This window comes from Pseudomonas reactans (genome assembly GCF_013387025.1).
In the GTDB taxonomy this organism is placed as follows: domain Bacteria; phylum Pseudomonadota; class Gammaproteobacteria; order Pseudomonadales; family Pseudomonadaceae; genus Aquipseudomonas; species Aquipseudomonas reactans.
Genome location: NZ_JACAQP010000026.1, coordinates 1 through 21915 on the forward strand (window position 1 = coordinate 1; position 21915 = coordinate 21915).

Here is a 21915-nt window from a genome sequence, read left to right on the forward strand (position 1 = left end):
GTCTTTTTCAGAGTTTCCCAAACCGGATTAGCATAATTTACGCGTTAAGCAAATTAATTTCATAATTTAAATCTTGGCCTATCTGGCTTGTTTTGCTCAACCGGGGCAGGCGCAGAAAAAACGTCCATCACTCGTTTAGCAAAAGAGTTTTCAAAATCAGCAAACCTGTTGGGAACAATGAATTCGTTTTTAAAGCCTTTGACGAATGGGTTGAGGGCTATCCAGGTATTGGGCATGTCTAGCTCACGCCATTTAGTGAAATCATCGCCAGAGAGCTTTTGGAGGTCATCCAGCTTCTTGATAAGAATCCCCTTCTCAGTGATGTTCCTCACCAACTGCGCTTCAGGGTCTTCCAACGTCATACCTTTCACCTTCTCGTACCACTGCTTAAAGGTGTTATCGAGATCTAGCATAGGCTCACCTTGGCTGACACTGTGATTCCTCAAAGTGACGTAGTTATCCACAGTCTTGGTTAGGGCGTTTATGGTCATTGGAGCATGGTCTATCTGTGTATAGACATTGCACATGTCAAAGCCATAGTAGTCTTCTCCACCCTTCTGAATCACCGTGTTGGTGAAAACAGGGCTACCAAAATTAAGAACGTTCGGGGCTTTCTCACCTTGCACACGAACCTCTTCTGCAACCAAAGCTGTTAACCAGCGCGGTAGAAACGCTTCTTCTTTTATTTTCGACATTTTGTAATCAACGTCAGGGCTGACGTTGTTGGAATAATCCAAAGCTTTAATGAAGCTTTGAACCTGTGCGCGGTATTCTGGTTTTAGGTTTTGCATACATATTTTTATTTGTTATGTGCTGATTCTAGCATTTAGGTTATCGATTTTATGAGATAAGCCCCTTTGTTCTTCACGTTTCCCACGTCCTTGCTGACCGGATACCACTCAAAATCTTCTGCAGGTTGCCCAAGATCGCGGGCAATTTCCTTGGCCCGATCCTTCGTCAGTTCAGGGGAAAGCCATTCCCGCGCAAGCTCGGGAGAAAGAACCACTGGCCTACGGTCATGTACGTCTACCATGCCCCCATCAGCATCGGCAGTGATAATTAAAAAGCCCGGTGGCTCATCAGGTGAATTACCTGGCTCTACCTGGGCAAGTCCAGCGAAGAACATAGGCTTGTGGCTCTTCAACCTGATGAAGAAGGGTTGCTTCTTCTCATCACCAGGTATCTTGACCCATTCATACCAGCCGTCCGCTGGAATCAGCGCCCGATGGTCAGGGAAAAGTGTTTTATAGAATCGACCACGAGCTATGGTTTCGATTCTGGCATTGATCGGCTGCACAACCTTCGGCTTCGGCCAAGACACCTCACGCTTCCAACCCCAATGCACGGGTGAGATCTGCGGGCCTTCAGGCTCGGCATGAATGACAGGAACGTCAGTGCTAGGAGCGATGTTGTAGCGGGCGATAGGTGTCCTATCGACCTTCGCGAACAGATCCCCCTGCGGGTCGAGTTCCTGCACATACTCATCAAGGCTTCTGAACATCGCGAATCGACCACACATAAACCTTCTCCTTCAATCACAGCTTGGGAATCTCGCCTGTGGCTTCAGCAATCGTTGCTAGGGTTTCTTCCATCTCGCCTATCTGGTCTTGAAGCTTCATGAATGACAGGTGAATTGAGTCATCCACATCGACAGTCTGACTCCCTCGCAGAGCATCAACCTCGATCTCAGCAACAGATTCCAATTCAGCGACCGTTGCACGTAACACCCGGAGATGTTCGATGATCCCAGCTAGCAGTGTCTTGCTGTCCTTACTCATCAGTCCCACCCAAGCTTTTTGATCTCTCGCCGGTAGGGTGTATCGATCTGTTCAGGAACGTTTTCCATATACGCCTTGGCGTGTTCCAACGTCTTCCCGTCCAGTGAGATCAGGTACGAAAGCACATCATCGAGAGAGGGAATCAAGCCTTCAACATCTTCAAATCGTGGAGGCAAGTCAGTCCATATTACGGCGTCCAACTGACGGTCAGCAGCCCACTTTCCCAGGACTCCGACAGTGGAGCTAGTGATAGTGAACACACCAACACCATCAGCTCTGTCATCAGGAATTTGCTCGCGCTCACGAAGGGCCTGCACAGCCTCATCGAGCGACTTCACGTCTAGCACTGCCCATAGCACCTGACACGGAGGCGCGTTAAGGCAGATTGTGGTTGCAAGCTCGCCGCTGTCGCCAACCCGTGAAAACTCGATAGGCAGTTCAGGCCCGTCACTGAACCAGTCTGAAGCTAGAGGCAACGCACCAGGCTTCCATATCAGCGATCCCCATCCAAGGCATGCAATTTTCAAGTCTCGATCCATCCATTAAATCGTAGGTAGAAATTTGGATACCTCCAATAGAGAGAAATTCATAAAAAGTTATGGACTACAAAACTAATATTTGGGTTGAGCTGGCATTTCCCAGGAAGCGTTAACCCGCCCTTCTCCTAGGATGACTGCAAGTTCTTTTAACTCTGATTCGGAAACTGGCAATAACTTTTGGTGAAGCCCAATCATCTGCTGACCAGGGCTTGATGTATCTGCAAAGGTAAGCCCCATCCAAAAGAAGGCCAAATTTTTATCGCGAGTGACAAGAGTGATCTTTAGCTCTGGCGCCTGGGTCTGGAGAACGTTAGTAAGCATAATCAAAAAAAGATCATACATAGAATTGTATGCATCCTCTTCCGTGTAAATCGCTTTTGGCTTGATAAGTTTTTGAGCCGGATTGAAACCTTGTTCAGCAGAAGTAGCACTCAAACAGGCAAGAAATACAATATGACTTACAGGAATATTTTCAGCCCTAGCTATTTGTGCCATGGCTTTCCACCTATCAACTCTTTTATTACGAGCTGGTGAATTAATCACCAATGGAGCTAACTTAATGAGAAGGCGCATTCCTTGCGAAAAATACTCACGAAACTTATCTGCCAAAGCCAGAAAGTGTTCAAGGTCCGAATCGGATTCGGGCCAGGTTTTAACGTGGGGTAAAGCTCTCGATAAGGTTTTTAAGGCTGCACGATGTTGTTCAATAATTTTTTCTGACGAAGGGAGTTTTCGCTCATTACTTTCAAGCGCATAAGATATTGTGTGGAGAGTACATGAACAGCTCTTATCACAGATATAGTCTAAAAAATCGTTCGGCATTGTTCCTGATGACATTTCACCATTCAAAAATCTAGCTTGAATTTCAGAAACCAGATTCCTATCGGCAATAATATTCCCCTTGGAAAAGGCATAAAATATAGGCACCCATCCGCCTTTCACCAATGTAAAACATGAGTTCTTTAAGGTTGGATCAACTGAAAACCCAAGCTTAAACCCCTGACCAACTGGGGGAAACTTTTTATCCCAATCTGGCTTATCTGCAACAATACCGTGAATTTTTATCTTCAAATCATTTGTGTTAGAAAATTCAAGCCAGTTATCCAATGTTAACGGCAAGGCTTGAACATCCTTAATAAATACTAATCCCTGAATACCGGTTTTCTCACATTGGACTGGGATTTTCATATTAAGCTGAGTATCCAGAGTGGCGTTATGCATTCCTATCCCTTTAGACGTTGTGTCTGTAGGTCGATAGTAGCCTAGCGGTTAAGTTTTTAGAAGGCAAAACCGTCTTCCTTAAAATCCATAAAGAAGATGGGACCATCCAGGAAGAACGCACCTACCCGCGTAGCGCTGACCCGACTAAATCGAAGGGATAAATCAGCAATGTAAAGCTCTCGAGGGCTTTACACTAACTAAAAAAACCGCCTCTGTGGCCAGTCTATTTTTTGCATTATACAATTTGTTAAATCTTTAGTCTGGATTTTAAAGCCGGTTTATTTTCACTTAACAAATTATCCTTAACCTTTAAGCTACTTAAGGCATCGATCACATAATCAGATACCGCTTTCAATCCATACTCCAAAGAGGGCCTTCCACCGTTTTCATGCAGCGCAGGAACATAAAAAAACAATTCTTTAGTCCCATTGCTAAATTGTACTTTGGAGGCAGATAAAGCATCAGTGGTGCCAGCATAACTAGCAATCTCATCGCTAAACTGCAATATGGAGAGTGACTTAGAAACATCAATCTTTACATGGCCTTTCTGAAATTGTCTTTTCAACTCACTCAATGATGCCTCACTTAAGATAGCCTTGACTATGTCACGCCCTATCAAGATACTTTCTAAATTATCTTCAACTTTAACTCTAGCTGGATCAATACCGGCGGCTTTGATAATTTTATCTTTATCATTAGCGTACCTAGCATAATATCCTTGATCTGCTTGAGCGCTACCACCATCTACAGTGATACAGTCTTGTTCAGCGTTGAATCTAATAGAGCTTTTTATTGACTCATTAATCAGATCATTTAGTTCATCTTTTGTTAATCTCGTACTCATTTTTATCACCTTACACTATGAAGACTGAATTGCCCTCATTCCATCTATTATACCATTTTGAAAAAAGCAACATAATTAGAAGACTTTAAGGCTGCCTTGTAGATCCTATTGAAAGCTTTAAAAATCTTCTCAAATTCTAAATCCTGAACTTTACGACGAAAGCACTTTTTAAAAATATCATCACATAGATACCTTGCTTGAACATCGCAGCAGTCGTTATCACATCTTAAACATTCATTCCACGTAGCGAACATTAATCTCGAAATTATTTCGTAGACCGGCTTGCGTTTAGGATGAATCATGAAACCTGAAGTCCTATTATTGAAACCGCCGAACATTGGAAACGATGACTTATGCGTTTTTAATTCTGCTTCACATTCCTCCCTGCTCATAAAATCGAACAACACTGCATAACCGTCTGTAGCAACCATTATGGAACCCTCCTATTCAGATATATTAATAAAACAGCGATCATTTATTCTTGTGCAACACATGTAGATATTCAGTCACGTAAATTTCATTAGCAGCTTCTTTACGTGATTTGAATTTCTTGTACTGCATTTCTTTTCTTTCGTATGTGCCATAGCAGCTCATCACATCGACAATCAGATCCACCGGCATGATGCTTTCGTTTGAATAGCTCATGACCAGGTATTCAAAATTGGCCGAATCAACAAGCTGCCTGAATTCGGCTTCAACCTTCGGCCTACTAGCCCATGGAGAGACGTTCCGGCCTTCAGGCCGACCGCTGATCCCGTGGATCGTCGGACGCTCGTTCTGCGCAATAGTGTTGAGGACGTGATAAGCATTTCCGTACTGCATTGAGGTGTAAGGTGGATCGAGGTAGAGAACGTCACCACTCACCCGCTGCAACAGTTTGTTAGCGTCTCCAAGGAACACCTCATTGCTTGCCACCGATTCCTTGAGGTCGAACTCTCTGAACTCAATGGGTTTGAGCGAAGCAGCAGTGAATTTCTTGAGGAACGATGAGTACAGCCCAGTGGTGTTGCTCACCCTGTCAGCAGCCTCTATCACGGAGCAGAGGCAATAGTAGAACTGCCCATCAGTCAGCTCCCCTTTGCCATACAGCTCGTACACCAGAGACACCCCAGCGTCGATCCTCATAGCGTTTGCATTGGTAAAGAAGGTACGGCCACCAGCTTCGCTATAATTCTGAAAAATGAAGCCTTCAACACCATCCATGCCGTGGTTCATGTAGTCGATGATCGGCTGACATTCGTAGACGGTCGAAGGGTCATTGTTCAGCAGATTTTCAAGCGTCGCATAGGAGTAGTACTCCAGGTCATTAGCTACGACCTTGAAACGATTTTTGAAGTGATTCGCTACCCTGCCCGACCCGCTGAACAGGTCACACAGAACAATCTCATTTGATGGCTTTGCAATTGTAGAAACGCAATCACTGACTACAGAATCAATGAAGCCAAGCAGTTTGGCTTTTGAGCCCAAATATTTCACACGCGCACAGAGCGATACACGGATTCAGAATGAACCAGCGGAAAAGACTTTAACTTTTCGGGCTTGCACTGCTGAACTCAATCAGCCTTTAGAAATAGAGCTATTTCAGGTAGTGCAAATGAGTTGTACTTTTTCGATTAACGTTAGGAAACCTTGAAGCGTGGACGCAGTTCCTCCAGCGAAACACCGTAATGAACCTTTACATAGGTATTTCCTATTTTTACAAAACCACGCTTTTCAAGGTTTGGCTTGTTCGAATAACCCCATAAATATTTGGCTTCATGTTTTATGTGTTTTTTCCATTTTCCACCATCATCACTCCACACATGACATTCACAACCAATGCCTTGAAAGCGGGGATCTTTCACGAAACGAACCGCCTCATTAAGCAATTCACAACATGAACGAACATTGAAAGTAAGATGAGAGTATTTATTCATCAGTGCAAAGCATACGTGGTGAGGTGTACCGCTATTAGTATCAAACCGAAAAACAATCTTAGTTGAAATCATGTGACACAGTTGAAAATTGAATGCTTCACTTTCGCTTCCCCAGACGGTATCCATGTCTTGACCATTCATGGGAAGAATCTTGTCCATATCGAAATATTGACGCTCAGTTACACCATCGCCTAAAACTTCGAAAATAAACTTCTTAATTTCTTGCTCTGCACCTTTTACTTCATATTCTGTGCGGAATACGTTAGCCATTGTGTTTACCTCATATTTTCGAATCCCTGTGATTCGATGAAGCGAACTTTAATGATTTTAAAAACATTGTCAAACAACCAAAATTAAGAAAAAACAGATTCTTATTAAGTCTGAAAATATTAAATTCGAAATGATGATTTTGATAAATAATACATAGAGTTTCACACATCGCTGCAGCTCTTAGTTTCTAAGGGCTAGAGGTCATATAGAAAAAGGGAATGACTTTTTTGGGGGAAAATAAAAATCGGATTTTTAGGGAAACCCTGTTCATACCTACCGTTTCTGATAGTCAAACTCGATCAGATGCAAGGAAGTCGATTAAAATGATTTTTGAAAAAATATGTAAATCACAGCTTGGGAACAGCGAAAAAGGCCGCCTAACAACCTTTGATGTTTCGCACAGCTCACTAGGAGCTTCCTTGTCTCCCTGGGGTAGGAAGCAGAGCGAGAACTCACACTGCCTAGCCAAGGAGGGTAGAAGATCCACCAGGAGCTAGGGAAAGGGGTAAAAAAGGCAATCGGCTTATCAGCCGGAATTCACTAACCAAAATGGTATAATTTAGAAAACAAAACCTATTACTAATGCGTCAATTAGCTCTCGCCTTTCTTCTATTGCCTTTTCTGTATATGTCACAAGCATCAGCAGCAGAGTGTGGATTCAAATCAGATAACAAAACAGTAGATCCTAATTCATCAACGCTTTGTCCTGAAAACATCGCCATGAAGCTAATGAGCAGTTCAGTGGGCGAAGGGGTTCTTCTTCTAAGCAATGATCAAGACGCCCAATACGCAAAGATCCAGGAAACAAAAACGGATTCACAGTTACGTTTTGATGAAGCTAGCCAAGATCATTTTATAAGAGACAAGCAATACACAAGGGATTTAGCTTCATACCTAATAATTGCGATATTTATTATAATATGGTTAATCATGGCGCTCAAAGCTTGGAAAACGGGTGAATTTCATGACTCAAAAAATGATCACGGAGAACAGGTAAAAGCCAGATATAGCTTCTTGAACAACCTATTCATAGCAATTGCGGCGGTTGGAATAATTGGGCTAGGAATGGTCGGACAGAAAAACTCTTTATCCATAGCAGATGCAGTAATCATAAGGCTTGACGTAACATCTGAAATCGCAAAGCAGAAATTCATACAAATGGTAAGTTGGGTTAGACAGAAGGGATATTTGGAAACAACGGTTAAAGACTCTGAAACAGGCGTAGTAGATGATGTGACAAAGGGACAAGCCGCCTTTACGGCTTCGGCATTGTCGAACCAATTAATTTCAAAAGCCATTGTCGCGAGGCTTTCAAGTCAACTTTACAACGACATTTTCAATAAGAGTGATTCTTCGAATTGGGTTGTATCGAATTCGCTATCAGACATATCAAATAAGGAAAACAATACCTTCACATTTAAGAAGTTTAGCGAAGACGGAGAGCTATTGTTTAAGCTTGACCCTGTTACGGTATTCAAATCAGAGCTTGATGCAGGTACGGCAACACCTTATTTGAAGGAAATCAGATACAACGAAAGGTTTAGGGACGAAGCTGACATTCGCACAGTAGAAGCAACTGCAAACCAGTTAAGAAATGAACTGCGTAACGGCCCGTTTGAAAACAAGAAAGCCGAATACGAAGACATAAAAAACAACGTAATGGTGATGTTCTATAAGGATACGAGAGCAAACACTTACCTCAAAGAATTACCAAACGATTTTAAGCTAGCAGACGATGTTGCTGTGACTGTCTTGAAACTGGTATGTGCAGAAAATAAACAACTGCGCCTTTCCGCAAAAACCTACATAGATGCACATAAAGGCATTGGGGCCAGAGGCACGGGCTCAATTGAATGCGTGGGAAACGACTGGCAAGTGATGGGCGAAGACCCAATAGCGACTTACAAAACAAAGCTCTACGAAACGAGAAAGAAACTGGAAGACACTTATCGTGACAGAATTTTAGCTTTCAACGATGCGTTCAGCACGGCTTTGGAAAGTCCTTCGATCCTGGACCAGTTGAAAAAAATGATTAAAGAGGGGGAGCTAAATTTCTATTTCAATTACCAGAATCTTGTTGAAGAGACTACTTTCACGAGCATCAATCAAAACCTATTCAACACCAAAGTCTTGCAAACTTCAGAAAGGAAGGCAGTGGATTTCTTCATAGATGACGAATGGGCACGAGCGCACGGATATGAAGCTGACTATAATAACCGGGTCAACATCAGCCAATACGTCAGAAATTACTTCTTAAAGACTGACCGTGCAACATTACCAACTATCACTGATGCAGAAGCTATTACTCAGAAGCTGATCTTCGATAATGGTACGTCTGCTGGAATGCACAATGACTTTGAACAAGGCGCAGGAATAGGCTTTGAATTGCCTTCTACTGCCTTAAAACGCTGCAAGCTTTCAGTTACTCACCCAATCAAATGTTATCAATTGTACGCAACCAGCTTAAGCAATACGGCTAGCGATTTGAGAGCCTTCGGACTGACCCTAGCTATTACAGGGCAAATTGCTAACGATTATGCCAAGTCAAAAATTGAAATGCCTAAAACCGATAGCGCAGCTAACATTGGAAAGCCAAATAAAATTCAAGCAGGAAGCTCATTAGCACAGACAGTAACTTTCATAGCAGCAGGTATTGGCTCAAGCATTGTGTCTTTGAGTCTCACACTTGACAAGATTAGTAATGGTTACAGATTTTTGCTTATCTCAGTAACTATATTGCCGTTCTACACAATGGCGGTCACACAAAAATACTTTGTGATAGCACTTATTAAATTCTCACCATTTTTCCTATTCGCTTTCGTGAGACTGAATGATGGTGACAATTTCGCCGCAATGCGCAGGAATATTTTTGCGTTTGCAGTGAGCATTACAGTTTTCCCAATGCTACCTTTAATTGGATATACGATTAATTGGGAGGTCATCAGGGTCGTTTTAGTATTCACAGATGCATCATTCTATTACGAAAGAGGCGGTATCTTTGACAACATTGTTGGATTCTTTATTGAGTGTATAAGACCATTCATCGTGACATTGGTTTCGACAAGCATTTGCCTGCACTTTATGCAAAACACCCTTAAATTACTCAGAGGACACATGATGTTTGCAGAAGCGGGAATCAAGATTATAGGCTGGATGATGATAATCGTGAATGTTTTATCAATCGGCTCAATAGGTATGATTAATAAGTTAAGCACAGGCTTTATTTCTTCTTTAACATCCTACAAACGAAGGTGATTACGAGTCATTAAGAAGGGCTTGAAATGGTATAATACTTTAAAACAAGCCCACCTTTAATGAAATTCTCAACTTATGCATTTCTGCTTCTATTAACTTTATTCCCACAATTTGCTAATGCAGAGTCTATTGGCTCTAAAGCAACTGCATACATACAGTCACAAACAGATGAAGAAAGAAGGGCAGGGTTCACAGAGCCAGTATTAGACTCTGTGTTCGGCTGTGAAATGACAAAGAGCATTGCTGAAGGAACAGAAACTGGCAAATATAACTGCATTGGAAAGAACAACAAGTTTAATAGCGGCGTATCCAAGATAGTAAATCTGTCTATCTGGAAAATGCTCACAGTGATTACCACTCTTGCGTTTTTAATTCTTAGCAGGTGGTTTTATATTAAAGTATTTGCCGCAGCCTCTCAAAAAATGAACGAGAAAAACTCTGCATTAACGGCCACTTTAATCACCTTACTATTTTATGCTTTTGCTTATCCCGTCTTCGTGAATGAACAGGGTATTAGATACAACCTATTTACAAAGTTAGCGATAGGGACGTTTTACAAAGCTCACTCCATAGCGGAATATTATTTATTCAACGATGCTCAACAAACCAAAATTGAATACCCAAAGCGCTTTATCCCCGCTGTGAATTCAGGTGGACCAGCTAACGAGTACAACGCGATTAGCTTTCAATTGTGTACGTCGAGTATGTCAGAGCAAGAAGCCTCAAAAAAACAAAAAATCATCTTCAACTTTAACGAGTCTACAGGTGAATTCTCAGCCTTTCACCAAGTGGGGAGCTGCATACTTGATGTCAGCTTCACAATCGACATGAATACCGAAAGCATTGCAAAACGTTATGGCTTATCCAGCTATGTGGAAAATTCGATTGATACAATGAAACGAATCATTGAGGAAGAATATATTCAGAAGGCACAAGGAATCGCTGAGAACGTAATCAAGGCAGGTAAACCTAGATTGGGAGTACCTGACACATACACACAAGGTCAGCTCGTTTGCAGTGACGAAGAGAATTTCAATCTCAGCGGTATGAGCCCTAATAGCATCAAAGACTACGCCTACGATGCCGCAAAATGCATGCACGGGCGCGTGATTGATGACCTCAACCGGGCTCCAGGATACACAGAAGCGTTGATGCCCAAAGACCGAATGGTAAGAGTTTGCTCAACTGTTGACCACAGCGCCGGGTCAGAAACCAGTTTAGATCGTGATGCCAACTCAACCACCTTTACCAGCAATTCGACCCTTGAATCAACGTTGAGAGCTTGTGCAGAAATGGCTTGTGCAAATGACTCAAGCCCAAAGAACTGTGCTGACTCACTGAATTTTTACAACCTGTATTTCAAAAACAGATACATGACCAATCCCAACATGGTTACTTTTTTTGCAAAGATATTGAATACCGATTTCAAAAACACCCTATTCTCTGGCCCAGGTGAGCAATTAGCTTCAACGTTAAAATTAGACATGTATCAATCGTCAAGCATACTTACATCTGAAATTAAGGACAAAGAAGCCTTCACTGTTGAATACGAAAGGATTCAGTCGAATATTAATTTACAGTACTTCATAAACAATAGCCTTGATGCAAGTCAGTTATCACCAGTTGCAAAGGATTGGGACACGGCATTTTTGAAATCCATTACAATCGGAAATGACGGTCCTTTAAGTATAGATAGAGTGGTTGACTGCTTGCAGTACTCTAGCTCAACGTCCCCTAGCGGCAGAGAATGTGGTTCTGTGTTTTTAGAAATTGAAGGCTTTGGGCAAAACCTTCTTGCAGTAGGTATGATTATCAAAGCAGAACTCAGAGTAAATGATGCAATCAGAAAGAACACGTTTAGCAGAACTAAAGAGTCAGCAGGATTAAACGCTAGCAAAAACATAATCGACCTTGCATCAAGCTTCTTTGGATCATTCACAGGTAAGATTGCAATCCTTGCAACAGGTATAACAGCAACAACAGGCTTCAATGAGATCTACAACCCCGTAGGATTAAGCGTTGGCCCTGAAGCTCTCATAGCGCTAGCTATAATTGTCAAGGTTCCGCAAATGGCTGCCTTCCTGGACACTTTTGCAAACTCCCTGATTTTGGGTGGAAACGCTTTGATTTGGGCAATTCCTCTTGCAATTGTACTGAGTGGTTTGAGCGTAATATATACATCTATAAAATCCATGATAGGTTTTTCTGTCACGGCCCCGACTACAATTCTTCAAAATATCAATGGAACTACAGTTGACAAGCATACGGATATATTCAAATTCATCCAAGAATTGGTTTTACTTTTCCTCTCAATAACCTGCTATGCAGTGATGCTGTACCACTCTCTCTGGTACATAAAAGCTCTATTTATCTATAAAGTTATTGACATAGAAAAAATAACCGGCAGTTTAAATATCGGATACAGAATCACCGGAATTGGCGACATTTATTCAACACTGATGGGAATCAGCATCTACCTTTGTATTGTCTTAATGTTATGCATTCACATAATTCGAAGATCAACCAAAATCAAAGAATTCATAGGAGTGATTCTATATTCAACAGAAAGTAATCTTCCTGAACACGCCAAAGGAATAGAATTCTCTTCAAGCAAATTCGGAAAAAACAATATATAAATTGGCCTTATGGCCAATTTGAGATTGTGCAGATGCTATAATTAGGAAAACAACCTAACACTATAATGTCAATCAAATTATCAAAAAATGAATCTAAATATTCAGATGAAGAGAAAAGCGCTATTCAGCAACAATTCGATTATGCAATGAGCCAATATTGTGAAGTAGACAACCTCTACAAAATAGCCAAATTGACGGCTCTATTCTTCCCATATGGATTAGTAGCGACTTTCTTTCCAATACGAAGGCTAATGCAAGCAGATCATAGCCTTTTTAGGTATTGGATGATTCTGCCAACTTTATTGGTTATCACGTTCATTTCAGCAAACATCTATGTTTGGTATGCATATTTTTCTGTTCGAAACACACCTATCTCCGACATATTCCCCTTCCACCTAGTAATTATCTGTTCGATTTGTTTGTGGACAATAGGAATATTCGCGCAGAAGATTTCAAAAGTAGCGTGGCTAATCAGAGAACTCATGTATTACAAACAGGTCAATCGTTACAATCACTATAAGCGAATCGTAGCTAGCCGCTTCACTACGTCAGGAATGAAAGGTCTGTTCAATAAATTTGCAGGTAGGATTAAATAAAGCTCAATGCCTGCGGCAAATGGCAAGCACTAAAGCTCAACCCATTTGCCATTGACTTCTATCACACTGAATAGCCCGTGAATAAAATCCAAAAAGCCTTTTGCTTTGTACTGTCGAATCATTCAACGAGAATCTACTTATCCAATCATATAAGCCACCCCAGGTGCTTCTCGCGTCAGCGGATGCTCTACCAGGTACTCAACCTTCCCTAGAACGTTCCTAGGCCATTCCGAACAGAATCCGAATGCCTCTATCAACTCGATAGAATCTGTCCAACTCCAAGCAACGACAGAGCCGGTTATACTCACCCATACCGCAGGTTCAGGGAGTTGACCAGATGGACAAGGAATTCAGCTACAACCCTCAAATTCCGTGCATTGTGCTACACAACGGCCAAGACGTTGGGGCAATGGTGGATGGCAAGCTCTACAGGTTTGATTCCAGCCTCACTGCGCAGAACCAGCATGCAGAAGCAGGATTCCTTGTGGATAACGTGCTATTCCAGTACGGAGAGCCCATAGGCCACCTTGAGGGCAGAAGGCTCATCATCGACAGCGGTAGCGAAATCCTAGAGCTTGTGGAAGCCTAAACGCCCTTCTCTGTTCCACCGGCAAGCTGACTACGTGCAGCATCGAGGGATTCCAGCAGGCTCTGTGAGTAGCTGACGGCATCAGCTAGAGCCACTTCTGCAAAGCCCGTATCAACCTCTACGAATTTCTCAACAAACGCCCTGCAGTACCCCCGCCATTCCCCATCATCACCCAAGCAATAAAGCCCGAGCCAACAGGCGATGATCTGGTGTACACGCACTGCGTTTCTCGCGTCCTCCCCCCGTGTCAGTAGAAAGGTTTCGCGGTCATCAGAGACTGAGAATTCACGGAAAACCTGTAGGTGCTGATTCAGGTTCAGGACACACGTAGCCACGTCAAAATCAAGCTGAATGCGCTCCCTTGGGTTGTACCTGTTGCGGATCGGTCGAGACATGTCAGTGCAGCCCTGGAGGAAGTCGATCTGATCCTAACTCCAGATCTCGCAGCGAAGCCACTTAGGAATCACAGAAAGCGAAAAGCCCGCACGATTGCGGGCCTCTCTAAAAACAAACCTAACTACAAGCAGCGGACTTTACTACAAGAAGAACAACATGCTGCTTGCTTTTACAGTTTACCATTTAAAACCTAAAACGAAGCCTTAACGAATATTCTTTTTTCAATAAATTAGATTTTATCTTTTTAAATGCTATTATTTAAAAACAACAAACCTTTTACTAAAATGAAAATTAGATTATTTACCTTTGCAGCTTTAGCGTTACTTTCGAGCTTATCCCATGCGGATGACTTAACTCAAAATAAATCAGGAAAACAGAATATAGATGAACAAATCCAGATTGAAAAAACAAGACAAATTGTTGACTCAGTGGGTTTCATTGATATGGATGCACAGTCACGTTCTTTTTTAAGCACAGACTTCAAAGGAATTCCTATTGAAGATTATGAAGACACAAACGATTTCGACGCCCATGTAGACGCTTCATGATTAACCATTTATCAATTAGAGCCTCAACGGAGGCTTTAATTTTGCCCACAGGAAAAATATGGAATCGGCAAAATGGTATAATTGAGCTAATAAACAAACCTTTAAATCATGCAAAAATTACAAATAGTTTTATCAACACTTACCATTCTGTTGTTGAGCAATACAGCATTAGCAGCAATCACATGGCCTGCTGAACAAACATACGAAGAATCATTAGGCGCAGAAACATGGTCAACAAGCGGGGGATGCAAGTCGGGTCAACAAATCAGTATGAGAAGAGTCTTTTTTATTAATAAAGATGGTAGTAAAAACTATGTAAACAAGGGAAATGGGATTTTTGTTAAGGGCAGTGAATCCTACGGAGACGGATTTGAGATTTTGTCAAAATGCTATGATTCGACAAACACAGTAATTGAAGAAGCCAAAATATCTGAAGTTGTATCAGAAGTAATTTCTCAAAAATGCGAAAACCCATTAGAAACCGGTTCAATAAATAAACGTCGAGAATATACGTTATGGAGTCCTGATAGAGCAAATAGCAACTTCAAAACAGGTTTTAATGTGATGGTTACTAGCACTTGTCAATTAAAAGAAACAAAGGTTTTTGATAACCCTGTTTGTGCGACTAAAAATCCAGATTATCCACTTGGCGCAATTTATGGAACGTGGACTAGAACTATAAAAGATGGCGTGCCGAGCGAATGGGCTTTAAACCAATTTAATACAAACGTTAACAAATGCTATAAAACGGTTACTGAAACCGAAAATCCAACCTGTCCAACAGGCTATACAGGGCAAATGACACAATCGAGAACATACGATTTATGGACAACGGGCAGCCAAAAAAATGATTCTGGCTTTGTTACCATACAAGACACTTGTTCAAAAAATGAAAGCCAACAGTTAGCAAAAGAAAACTGCCCGACAATAAACCCAGCTTATCCATTAGGAACAACAAACGGGCTTTATTCAAGGACAGTGACACCAGCAGGAATTACCAGCGATTGGAAATTAATAGTTCTTATATCTAATAGCTGTTACTACATGAAAGACACAGTGGTAAGCACAAATGAAGCTTCTTGCCCTACTGGTCAAACAGGAAAAATCGTAAGAGAAACACACGTAATATTAAGACAATATTTATCATCATCACAAAATGATTCTTCATACATTGTTGAAAAAGAGAACACTTGCAAAGCGTCAGGGCCAGTGACCGTTGAAGTCAAACCAGGCACCCAAACGGTGAGCTGTGATAGCTATTTTGGAGTTCAACAGAATACATATTCGGGTAACGTAACAAAAACTGGCGATAATTTAACAATCTTCGACCCAGTGTCTGGATCTACAAACACGACTTTTCAAGCTAAAACTGAAGACACAACATCATGTGTAAAAGAAATCACTACGACTACAAAAGAATTCATTGAAGAAGAATGCCCTGCTGGTTTCCTTGGAAAAATCACAAAGTATTTGATCAAGGCCGAAAGCTCCACTGGTACGGTTTACCCATACGGAACCACGCCAATTCTTGATTCAAATACCTGCATTGCTGTTTCGATAAGCGATGAAATAAACGCACCAAGCGCTGAACATTTGCAAGATTCAGTTCTTTCAAACTTGAGTTTCACCACAACCTCTATCTCAAAAAGCGATTTGATAATCGACCAACTCAACAAAATAGACACATCAAAGCTTGAAGGCAAAGCCTATGTAATGAATATCAATGCTGACAATTTGAGTGCCGGGGTTTTCGATAAAAACAAAATAACCAATCTTGTAAAAACATTTAAAACGAAATTAGGTCAATCAGCTAACGTAAAAATATCGTCAGTGCCAGTGACATTGGATAAATACATTAATCAAGATGGATTGACACAATCAAGAATTCGATTGGAAAGATTATCGCTTTCTGGCACAAGCGTTAACAATGGCACAGTCACTGTTAAGTACGTTTCACTTGCGAAATCAACACCTCAACATTTCAGTTTCACAGTCAAAGTATTTGAATAAGATTAGCCACCAACAGAAGCCCTACGAGGCTTTTTTTGTGCCTTGAAATCGCCACTATGAGCCGTCCTAACCTTACCCACCATAAAGGCGCACCCCAACCTGTGAAAGCTCTCAAATCAATCGACAGCCATCCTAATTAGGAATTCTGCAATTTTCTTTGCTTACGGGCTAATTAGCAAAACCAAAATGGTATAATTCGATTAACAAACAACCCTTTACTAAAAATGAGAACAACATTACTCCAAACATTATCAAGAATGGAAAAAAGAGAGAACGGCGCTCTTAAGAAATCATTACTCCTTGCCATGCTTCTTATAGCTCTTATGTTTATGGCTTACCACTTACAAGTTGCATATTCTGGTACATCATTAATTCCTTTGCCTAGCGACCCTAACGAAGCATTCCAAATGTTGCTATTAGGACCTCCATTAAAATTCCTTTTACTTTGTTTTTTAATCGGCATGGGCTATTCAGTATGTGGAATATCACTATCATTAGCGTTTTACTTACCAAGATTCTTCATCTTGTTTTATAGAACTCGCAAGCATGAAAATAGAACCTTGGCACAATATACCAAATCAGGGATAGACCTTAACGACCCAAAGTTAAAATCTGAAATATCTGAGAAATTTAAAGAAGACAATAATAAAGATGAAGATTTATTCATTGAAAATTTAAAGGCTGAATACGAGCGGAAGCAAACAATAGAAGATAGAAGACTTAAAGAACAACTTGAAAAAGATCTAAGAAGCCAGGAGCACTTGCATAGCCTTGAAGTAAAAAGAATTTATGACGAATATCATTCATCATGCAAAAAATGATATTCACACTGCTGAAGTCGAATCAAAAATAAAGCCTCTTATGAGGCTTTTTCTTTTGTGGTCAGTCATTAGAAGGTCATGAGCTTCACAGCATGCTCAAATGCATTTTCCCTGGCTTTGACGTGGCCCAGGCTCATCAGGAAGGCCAACACGTCATCACCGCTGTAATGCTCTGCAAATGCTTGCCTAGCCACTCGCCTATCGATCACATCATCGATCACGGAATCACCAAGAAGTCTTGATTTGTACACGAGCGTTTCACGTAAAGCCTTTAGGTAGAAAGCGGCGTCATCAGGGCTACCAACTCCAACAGCAGGAGCTGTGAGCTTCATTCCCCTTACCTTCTGTATCTGAGCCACACATTCAGTGCAGGAACGCTTTAGAGAGCGATTGCAGGTCACGAATGAACCGGTGCCATGAAGCTTGAAGCCCGCAGCGTGGATAGGTGCTTCAAGGCTCTTTGGGCGCGGTACGCGCAAGGTGCTGACACTCTTGTTAAGAGCCCACACAAACATCTGTGCGTTGAATGCGTACTGGTCATCGTCCTTATGCTTGTCGATCCTGCAAACGAGGTCATAAAGCTTGCTGTGAAGGCTTCCTTTGATCGTAGTAACCAATGTTGGGGCAAAGCCAAGGCTAGCCAGGTCTTTGAGCTTTACGGACGTGACAGAGCTGATAGCAAGGTAGTGGTAGGTCTTTGACTTCGGGACAATCGTTACGTCATACCCTTCAATGTTCTTGGCGCTCATCAGCTTGAAAAGCTTGTCGGTCAGCAGGTCATCAGCAGTAAAGAACTGATCCTTCACCCCCTGCGCGTTGTACGCTTTCAGGCAGAAAGCCGCCTTCTCTTTGGCGATCAAGGTTTCTGTAGCAGGGTTGAATATGACTTGGAATTTGTCAGCTTCAAATGATGCTAACTGGGTTGAAAAATGGTCGATTCTAGCTATTTTTGTTTTTGTCATGTTGTTCTCGTATTTTTGTTATTTTTTCTCCTTTCGGAATACAAATCGTCAATTCAAAACGGAAGACCATCTTTGTGTTTGGTTTTACCTTTGAACTGCTTATATTTCTCAAAACTCTCTTTACAGATTTGCCCGTCTACCAGCAGTGAAGGACATAAATATTCATCAAAAGCACCTTCCATGTTAACTTTAGTTTCAACGTTACCTTTGCAAGCAACCTGTACGCTTATTTTAAATTTAGTTTTTCCGCCTTTAACTGTATTTCTTTTGGTTTCTATAAAATTCATATATCTCAATACATTCAATGCTCGCTTTCTGGTGTTTTCGCTCACTCCCAAATAGGAGTCGAGCTCTGTAATAATTACTTCACATTCATTAAATCTATCCATGCTCTCAATCGCGGCCATCATTATTCGTGCAGCTACATTATCGAATGCTATTATTGCACTAAAGAATGGCATAGCTTTTACAAAAATCGGCGCGTAAACGTTTTTTTCAAGCTTATTAAATGCTATACTTTTAAAAGGGTTCTCTTTCATTTTAACCTCAACTCATTAATTAGACTGTTAGCGCAGTCTTTTTTTATTCTTCTGCAAATCTATTAAAGGTTAAGGAACTTAACTTCTATCCACATCATTCCAACGTGCACCTTGTCTTGCTCAACGGCAATCATTCTCTGCTCACTTAAAATATTCATACATCTGCGAATATTTTCACCTGAACAATCCATGATTTCCATTAATACTGGCTTGTTTGTATAGACGACAAAATACCCATTCTCTGTTTTTTCCGCGAGTGTGCAGAGCTTGATTAAAAGAGAATGAGCGGCATGTCTCGCAAGGGCAACCTTGGATAAGGCATTTAGAGCAGCTTTTGAGGTAGGAAATCTAATGTATGTCTTATTTTGAGAGCAGTTCACTTTAGTTATTAATGGTTTGTTTTAATACAATACCATTTAAAAACACCAAAACGTGTTTTAAACACCAAAAAGTGTAATAAATATTTTAATATCAGAAAACCAACCCAAAACTACAGTGCAATATTTTGTACTGTAGCTAGGTAAAAACACGTTTTGGTGGGAAATATGCCACTTACAGCTCAGTATTTTGTACTGTAAGTTATGCCTACAGTGTAGTTTTTTGTACTGTAGCTACTCTACAGGCCACGGAAATCAAGGACTGAAAATGTATAGCGCGCCTATAATATCTAGAACCCTTTAAAAACTTAAAGGCGTCAGCAAATCTAGCCATCAATTGTTGGGTAATGGATCATGCATTAGAATTGAAAATGCATTCGACAGGTCAATAACTTTGATTGATCCTTTAAGCTCATTCCTTTTAAGAGGTTCAGGCACTCGCTGCGCGAAATTGTTCAGCACTGCAAGCCCCAAACCTATGGATCATGCCTTTGTCACTTAAATATCCGTCAAGATACTTTATTAATTAAAGCTATTCCGGCATTTCCATGAACGTACATCAAATATCAAATTTAACCTTTTCAATAGCTTCTTTCTTTGCCATAGGTGTTGGTCCATCAGAGTAACGATCAAATGTCATTGAAAGACTACCGCCCACTTCATGCCCTACAATCGACATAACAAGAATGTTTTTCGTATCGGCACGTTCTAGTTCAGTGACCATCGTGTGCCTAAAGGAGTGAAAAACTAAATCCTTTGGATATCCAAGAGCAATTTTAAAGGCAGAGAACTCACTGCTCATTTCTTTAGATTTTGTTCCATACTTCCCGCCCCTATTCGTTTTCAGTAAATATCCGTCTTTGGATTCAGCCTTTAAACGTTTAACAAGGGTTAACAATTCTGAGTGAATTGGTACAAGCCTTTCACCAGCGTTGGTTTTAGACTGTTTAATGTCTATACAGTAAACACCATCCACTTCAACCAAATCTTCAACCTTGATTTGGCATATTTCTTCTATTCGTGCGCCTGTGTAGCATCCAAGCCTGATCAAATCAGCAAGACGTGTCTTTTCTTGGCTTTTTGCATTGCTGTAGAGCGCCTTGACCTGTTCCTTTGTAAATCCTTTACGAGCATCCTCTTTACGCGCACCACGGCGTATTTTAGCCACAGCGTGATTTGCAAATGGATTAACTGGATATTTTTGTCTGAAATCCACGTTATTGAACATGAATTTGTAAAAGGCGTTGTAGGAACAGAGGTACTGCAATTTCGTTTTATCGGCACACTCAAGCGATTCCAAGAAAACACGAACCGATTCATAATCAAGCTCAAATTTCTGTTTTTCCAGAAACGACTTAAGCATGTTCAAGCGTTTTACATGTCGATCAATAGAGCGCAGCGTTACCTTACGTTTCACTTCATATTTGTGAAACTCAACGAAATTCTTCTCTGTCAGAGGATGCCTTTTGACGAATTTGGTTGGTTCTGCAATGAAGGTTTTGACCTGTTCCTTCTCTGCATTGGTTTCTGCATATCCGTGGAATGAACCTAATTCAAGGGTATTTTCCAGCTTCTCAAGGAGCCCTTCCGATTGCTTGAAGGTTTTGCTTGGTTGGCTCTGGAATTCGTTCAGCTCATTCAAAATCGAAGCCAGCGCAGGGTGCAAATCCTCACCAAGAGCCTCTTTTTCTTCAGCCAAAAGATTCAGAAAACTATGGTGGCTCTCTATTTCCTTCACTGCCTGAACGTCTTCATATTCTGAATCTTGAAAGGCTTTCTTCCTATCCTCTTTCCGCTCCATCAGCCTGCGCTTGATCTCGCCCAGGTTCTGGAACATTTCGTCAAATTTCACATCGACCGGGAGTGAAGCCAGGTTCTGCATTTCTTGCTCAATGACGAGCTTGCGCCGCTCAACTGCTATGCGGTTTTTGAACTCATGCAGATCCTTGGTACGAAGCACTAGGGCTTCGCTCTTACGACCCGTTTTGAGGCTCTTGATGAACTCAGTTCGGTTCCCAAAAGCAGACCTAACATCCTTGGGAATCGCTACGCGGACGTACCACGTTCCATCGATGTTTTTGAGATTATCGACCGCCATAGCGCGAGCATCCTGTACAATTTTTAGCCTGAAGGCATATGGCCTTCTCATCAGCACAGACTGTAATGCCACGAACAGCTTTTTGGAAGTGGTATTTGGAAGTAAAAATTGCTGGAAGCGCCGTTTATCAAGGTTTACAGGTGGTTGCGCTATTTTTGGAGACAGTTCGAGTCTCCCTCGGGGCACCATCTTAAAAAAAGACCTTGAAATTCAAGGTCTTTTTTTCGTCTGTAGAAAAGTGCATCACCTGCAAAGTGGTTCTTTTGTGAGCGGTACACCATTCCAACCGCCTCTCCAGGCGCACCCTGACACGCCCTGTCAGCGCAATGCTCGCCTACCATTCGTCGCGCACTCGCAAGCCTCCAGCAGCCACTGGAGAGCGCTCAGCGTATCTGGGTGCCAGCGCTGTCGCCCCTTATGAAAAATCCTTACTAATGCAGAGCTGAAAACACCTATGGAAGCGGTCACTCCGGGCTTTTGGGGACTTTTCATTTCGGGACTTTTCGACCGCCCAAAACAA

The 21915-nt window shown here is 41.6% G+C and carries 18 protein-coding genes and 1 pseudogene; 7 read left to right on the plus strand and 12 right to left on the minus strand.

Annotation, left to right across the window (positions count from 1 at the left end; translation table 11 throughout):
* Nucleotides 1-59: 59 nt before the first annotated feature.
* The 5 genes from HX793_RS21770 to HX793_RS21790 form a co-directional block, all read right to left on the minus strand.
* Nucleotides 60-791, minus strand: coding sequence for a hypothetical protein (locus tag HX793_RS21770; RefSeq protein WP_177030913.1), 732 nt, complete (start codon nt 789-791; stop codon nt 60-62).
* Between the two features lie 35 nt (nt 792-826).
* A complete protein-coding gene (locus HX793_RS21775; RefSeq protein WP_177030912.1) occupies nt 827-1519 on the minus strand; it encodes an SOS response-associated peptidase in 693 nt (230 codons plus the stop codon).
* A 16-nt stretch (nt 1520-1535) separates the two neighbouring features.
* Entirely contained in the window at nt 1536-1778 is a 243-nt protein-coding gene (locus HX793_RS21780; RefSeq protein ID WP_177030911.1) for a hypothetical protein, read from the minus strand.
* Nucleotides 1778-2305 (minus strand): hypothetical protein, encoded by a 528-nt coding sequence (locus HX793_RS21785; protein ID WP_177030910.1) that lies wholly within the window; start codon nt 2303-2305, stop codon nt 1778-1780. The genes HX793_RS21780 and HX793_RS21785 overlap by 1 nt, the downstream gene beginning before the upstream one ends.
* Before the next feature lie 84 nt (nt 2306-2389).
* Nucleotides 2390-3538: a hypothetical protein gene (locus HX793_RS21790; RefSeq protein WP_177030909.1), complete on the minus strand. Its 1149-nt coding sequence runs from the start codon at nt 3536-3538 to the stop codon at nt 2390-2392.
* Between the two features lie 53 nt (nt 3539-3591).
* Here HX793_RS21790 and HX793_RS31405 point away from each other — a divergent pair.
* Nucleotides 3592-3699, plus strand: a pseudogene (locus tag HX793_RS31405) (DUF2188 domain-containing protein); the annotation flags it as partial.
* 86 nt (nt 3700-3785) lie between these two features.
* On the opposite strand, the gene HX793_RS21795 reads toward HX793_RS31405, so the two are convergent.
* The 3 genes from HX793_RS21795 to HX793_RS21805 form a co-directional block, all read right to left on the minus strand.
* The gene (locus tag HX793_RS21795) at nt 3786-4382 is read right to left on the minus strand and encodes a hypothetical protein (RefSeq protein ID WP_177030908.1); all 597 of its coding nucleotides are present in this window, start codon (nt 4380-4382) and stop codon (nt 3786-3788) included.
* A 471-nt stretch (nt 4383-4853) separates the two neighbouring features.
* Nucleotides 4854-5858, minus strand: coding sequence for a DNA adenine methylase (locus HX793_RS21800; RefSeq protein ID WP_177030907.1), 1005 nt, complete (start codon nt 5856-5858; stop codon nt 4854-4856).
* Nucleotides 5859-6001: 143 nt separating this feature from the next.
* Entirely contained in the window at nt 6002-6568 is a 567-nt protein-coding gene (locus HX793_RS21805) for a hypothetical protein (RefSeq protein WP_177030906.1), read from the minus strand.
* Between the two features lie 582 nt (nt 6569-7150).
* Between HX793_RS21805 and HX793_RS21810 the strand changes: the two genes are divergently transcribed.
* The 3 genes from HX793_RS21810 (at nt 7151) to HX793_RS21820 (ending at nt 13644) form a co-directional block, all read left to right on the plus strand.
* Nucleotides 7151-9823, plus strand: coding sequence for a hypothetical protein (locus tag HX793_RS21810; RefSeq protein WP_256347944.1), 2673 nt, complete (start codon nt 7151-7153; stop codon nt 9821-9823).
* Between the two features lie 59 nt (nt 9824-9882).
* Nucleotides 9883-12459, plus strand: a complete 2577-nt coding sequence (locus HX793_RS21815; protein WP_256347943.1) for a hypothetical protein — start codon at nt 9883-9885, stop codon at nt 12457-12459.
* Between the two features lie 933 nt (nt 12460-13392).
* Nucleotides 13393-13644 carry a hypothetical protein gene (locus HX793_RS21820; protein ID WP_177030905.1) on the plus strand — a complete coding sequence of 84 codons (252 nt, stop codon included), beginning with the start codon at nt 13393-13395 and terminating at the stop codon, nt 13642-13644.
* Here HX793_RS21820 and HX793_RS21825 read toward each other — a convergent pair.
* A complete protein-coding gene (locus HX793_RS21825) occupies nt 13641-14039 on the minus strand; it encodes a hypothetical protein (RefSeq protein WP_177030904.1) in 399 nt (132 codons plus the stop codon). The two genes, HX793_RS21820 and HX793_RS21825, sit on opposite strands and share 4 nt — an antisense overlap.
* A gap of 249 nt (nt 14040-14288) precedes the next feature.
* Here HX793_RS21825 and HX793_RS21830 point away from each other — a divergent pair, with 249 nt between their 5' ends.
* The 3 genes from HX793_RS21830 (at nt 14289) to HX793_RS21840 (ending at nt 17419) form a co-directional block, all read left to right on the plus strand.
* The gene (locus HX793_RS21830) at nt 14289-14588 is read left to right on the plus strand and encodes a hypothetical protein (protein ID WP_177030903.1); all 300 of its coding nucleotides are present in this window, start codon (nt 14289-14291) and stop codon (nt 14586-14588) included.
* A gap of 108 nt (nt 14589-14696) precedes the next feature.
* Nucleotides 14697-16598, plus strand: a complete 1902-nt coding sequence (locus tag HX793_RS21835) for a hypothetical protein (RefSeq protein WP_177030902.1) — start codon at nt 14697-14699, stop codon at nt 16596-16598.
* A gap of 257 nt (nt 16599-16855) precedes the next feature.
* Nucleotides 16856-17419 (plus strand): hypothetical protein, encoded by a 564-nt coding sequence (locus tag HX793_RS21840; protein ID WP_177030901.1) that lies wholly within the window; start codon nt 16856-16858, stop codon nt 17417-17419.
* Nucleotides 17420-17487: 68 nt separating this feature from the next.
* Here the strand turns inward: HX793_RS21840 and HX793_RS21845 are convergent, their stop codons facing one another.
* From HX793_RS21845 to HX793_RS21855, 3 genes are all read right to left on the minus strand, one after another.
* On the minus strand, nt 17488-18381 hold the full coding sequence (locus HX793_RS21845; RefSeq protein ID WP_177030900.1) for a hypothetical protein: 894 nt from the start codon (nt 18379-18381) through the stop codon (nt 17488-17490).
* A gap of 53 nt (nt 18382-18434) precedes the next feature.
* A complete protein-coding gene (locus tag HX793_RS21850) occupies nt 18435-18920 on the minus strand; it encodes a hypothetical protein (RefSeq protein ID WP_044268244.1) in 486 nt (161 codons plus the stop codon).
* A 936-nt stretch (nt 18921-19856) separates the two neighbouring features.
* Nucleotides 19857-21395 (minus strand): tyrosine-type recombinase/integrase, encoded by a 1539-nt coding sequence (locus HX793_RS21855; protein ID WP_177030899.1) that lies wholly within the window; start codon nt 21393-21395, stop codon nt 19857-19859.
* Nucleotides 21396-21915: the final 520 nt, after the last annotated feature.

What these genes read in the sequence shown, in the direction of transcription:
- HX793_RS21770 (WP_177030913.1), bottom strand. Translation starts at nt 791, where the DNA reads ATGCAAAACCTAAAACCAGAATACCGCGCACAGGTTCAAAGCTTCATT.
- HX793_RS21775 (WP_177030912.1), bottom strand. Translation starts at nt 1,519, where the DNA reads ATGTGTGGTCGATTCGCGATGTTCAGAAGCCTTGATGAGTATGTGCAG.
- HX793_RS21780 (WP_177030911.1), bottom strand. Translation starts at nt 1,778, where the DNA reads ATGAGTAAGGACAGCAAGACACTGCTAGCTGGGATCATCGAACATCTC.
- HX793_RS21790 (WP_177030909.1), bottom strand. Translation starts at nt 3,538, where the DNA reads ATGCATAACGCCACTCTGGATACTCAGCTTAATATGAAAATCCCAGTC.
- HX793_RS21795 (WP_177030908.1), bottom strand. Translation starts at nt 4,382, where the DNA reads ATGAGTACGAGATTAACAAAAGATGAACTAAATGATCTGATTAATGAG.
- HX793_RS21805 (WP_177030906.1), bottom strand. Translation starts at nt 6,568, where the DNA reads ATGGCTAACGTATTCCGCACAGAATATGAAGTAAAAGGTGCAGAGCAA.
- HX793_RS21810 (WP_256347944.1), top strand. Translation starts at nt 7,151, where the DNA reads ATGCGTCAATTAGCTCTCGCCTTTCTTCTATTGCCTTTTCTGTATATG.
- HX793_RS21815 (WP_256347943.1), top strand. Translation starts at nt 9,883, where the DNA reads ATGAAATTCTCAACTTATGCATTTCTGCTTCTATTAACTTTATTCCCA.
- HX793_RS21820 (WP_177030905.1), top strand. Translation starts at nt 13,393, where the DNA reads ATGGACAAGGAATTCAGCTACAACCCTCAAATTCCGTGCATTGTGCTA.
- HX793_RS21825 (WP_177030904.1), bottom strand. Translation starts at nt 14,039, where the DNA reads ATGTCTCGACCGATCCGCAACAGGTACAACCCAAGGGAGCGCATTCAG.
- HX793_RS21830 (WP_177030903.1), top strand. Translation starts at nt 14,289, where the DNA reads ATGCTATTATTTAAAAACAACAAACCTTTTACTAAAATGAAAATTAGA.
- HX793_RS21835 (WP_177030902.1), top strand. Translation starts at nt 14,697, where the DNA reads ATGCAAAAATTACAAATAGTTTTATCAACACTTACCATTCTGTTGTTG.
- HX793_RS21840 (WP_177030901.1), top strand. Translation starts at nt 16,856, where the DNA reads ATGGAAAAAAGAGAGAACGGCGCTCTTAAGAAATCATTACTCCTTGCC.
- HX793_RS21845 (WP_177030900.1), bottom strand. Translation starts at nt 18,381, where the DNA reads ATGACAAAAACAAAAATAGCTAGAATCGACCATTTTTCAACCCAGTTA.
- HX793_RS21850 (WP_044268244.1), bottom strand. Translation starts at nt 18,920, where the DNA reads ATGAAAGAGAACCCTTTTAAAAGTATAGCATTTAATAAGCTTGAAAAA.
- HX793_RS21855 (WP_177030899.1), bottom strand. Translation starts at nt 21,395, where the DNA reads ATGGCGGTCGATAATCTCAAAAACATCGATGGAACGTGGTACGTCCGC.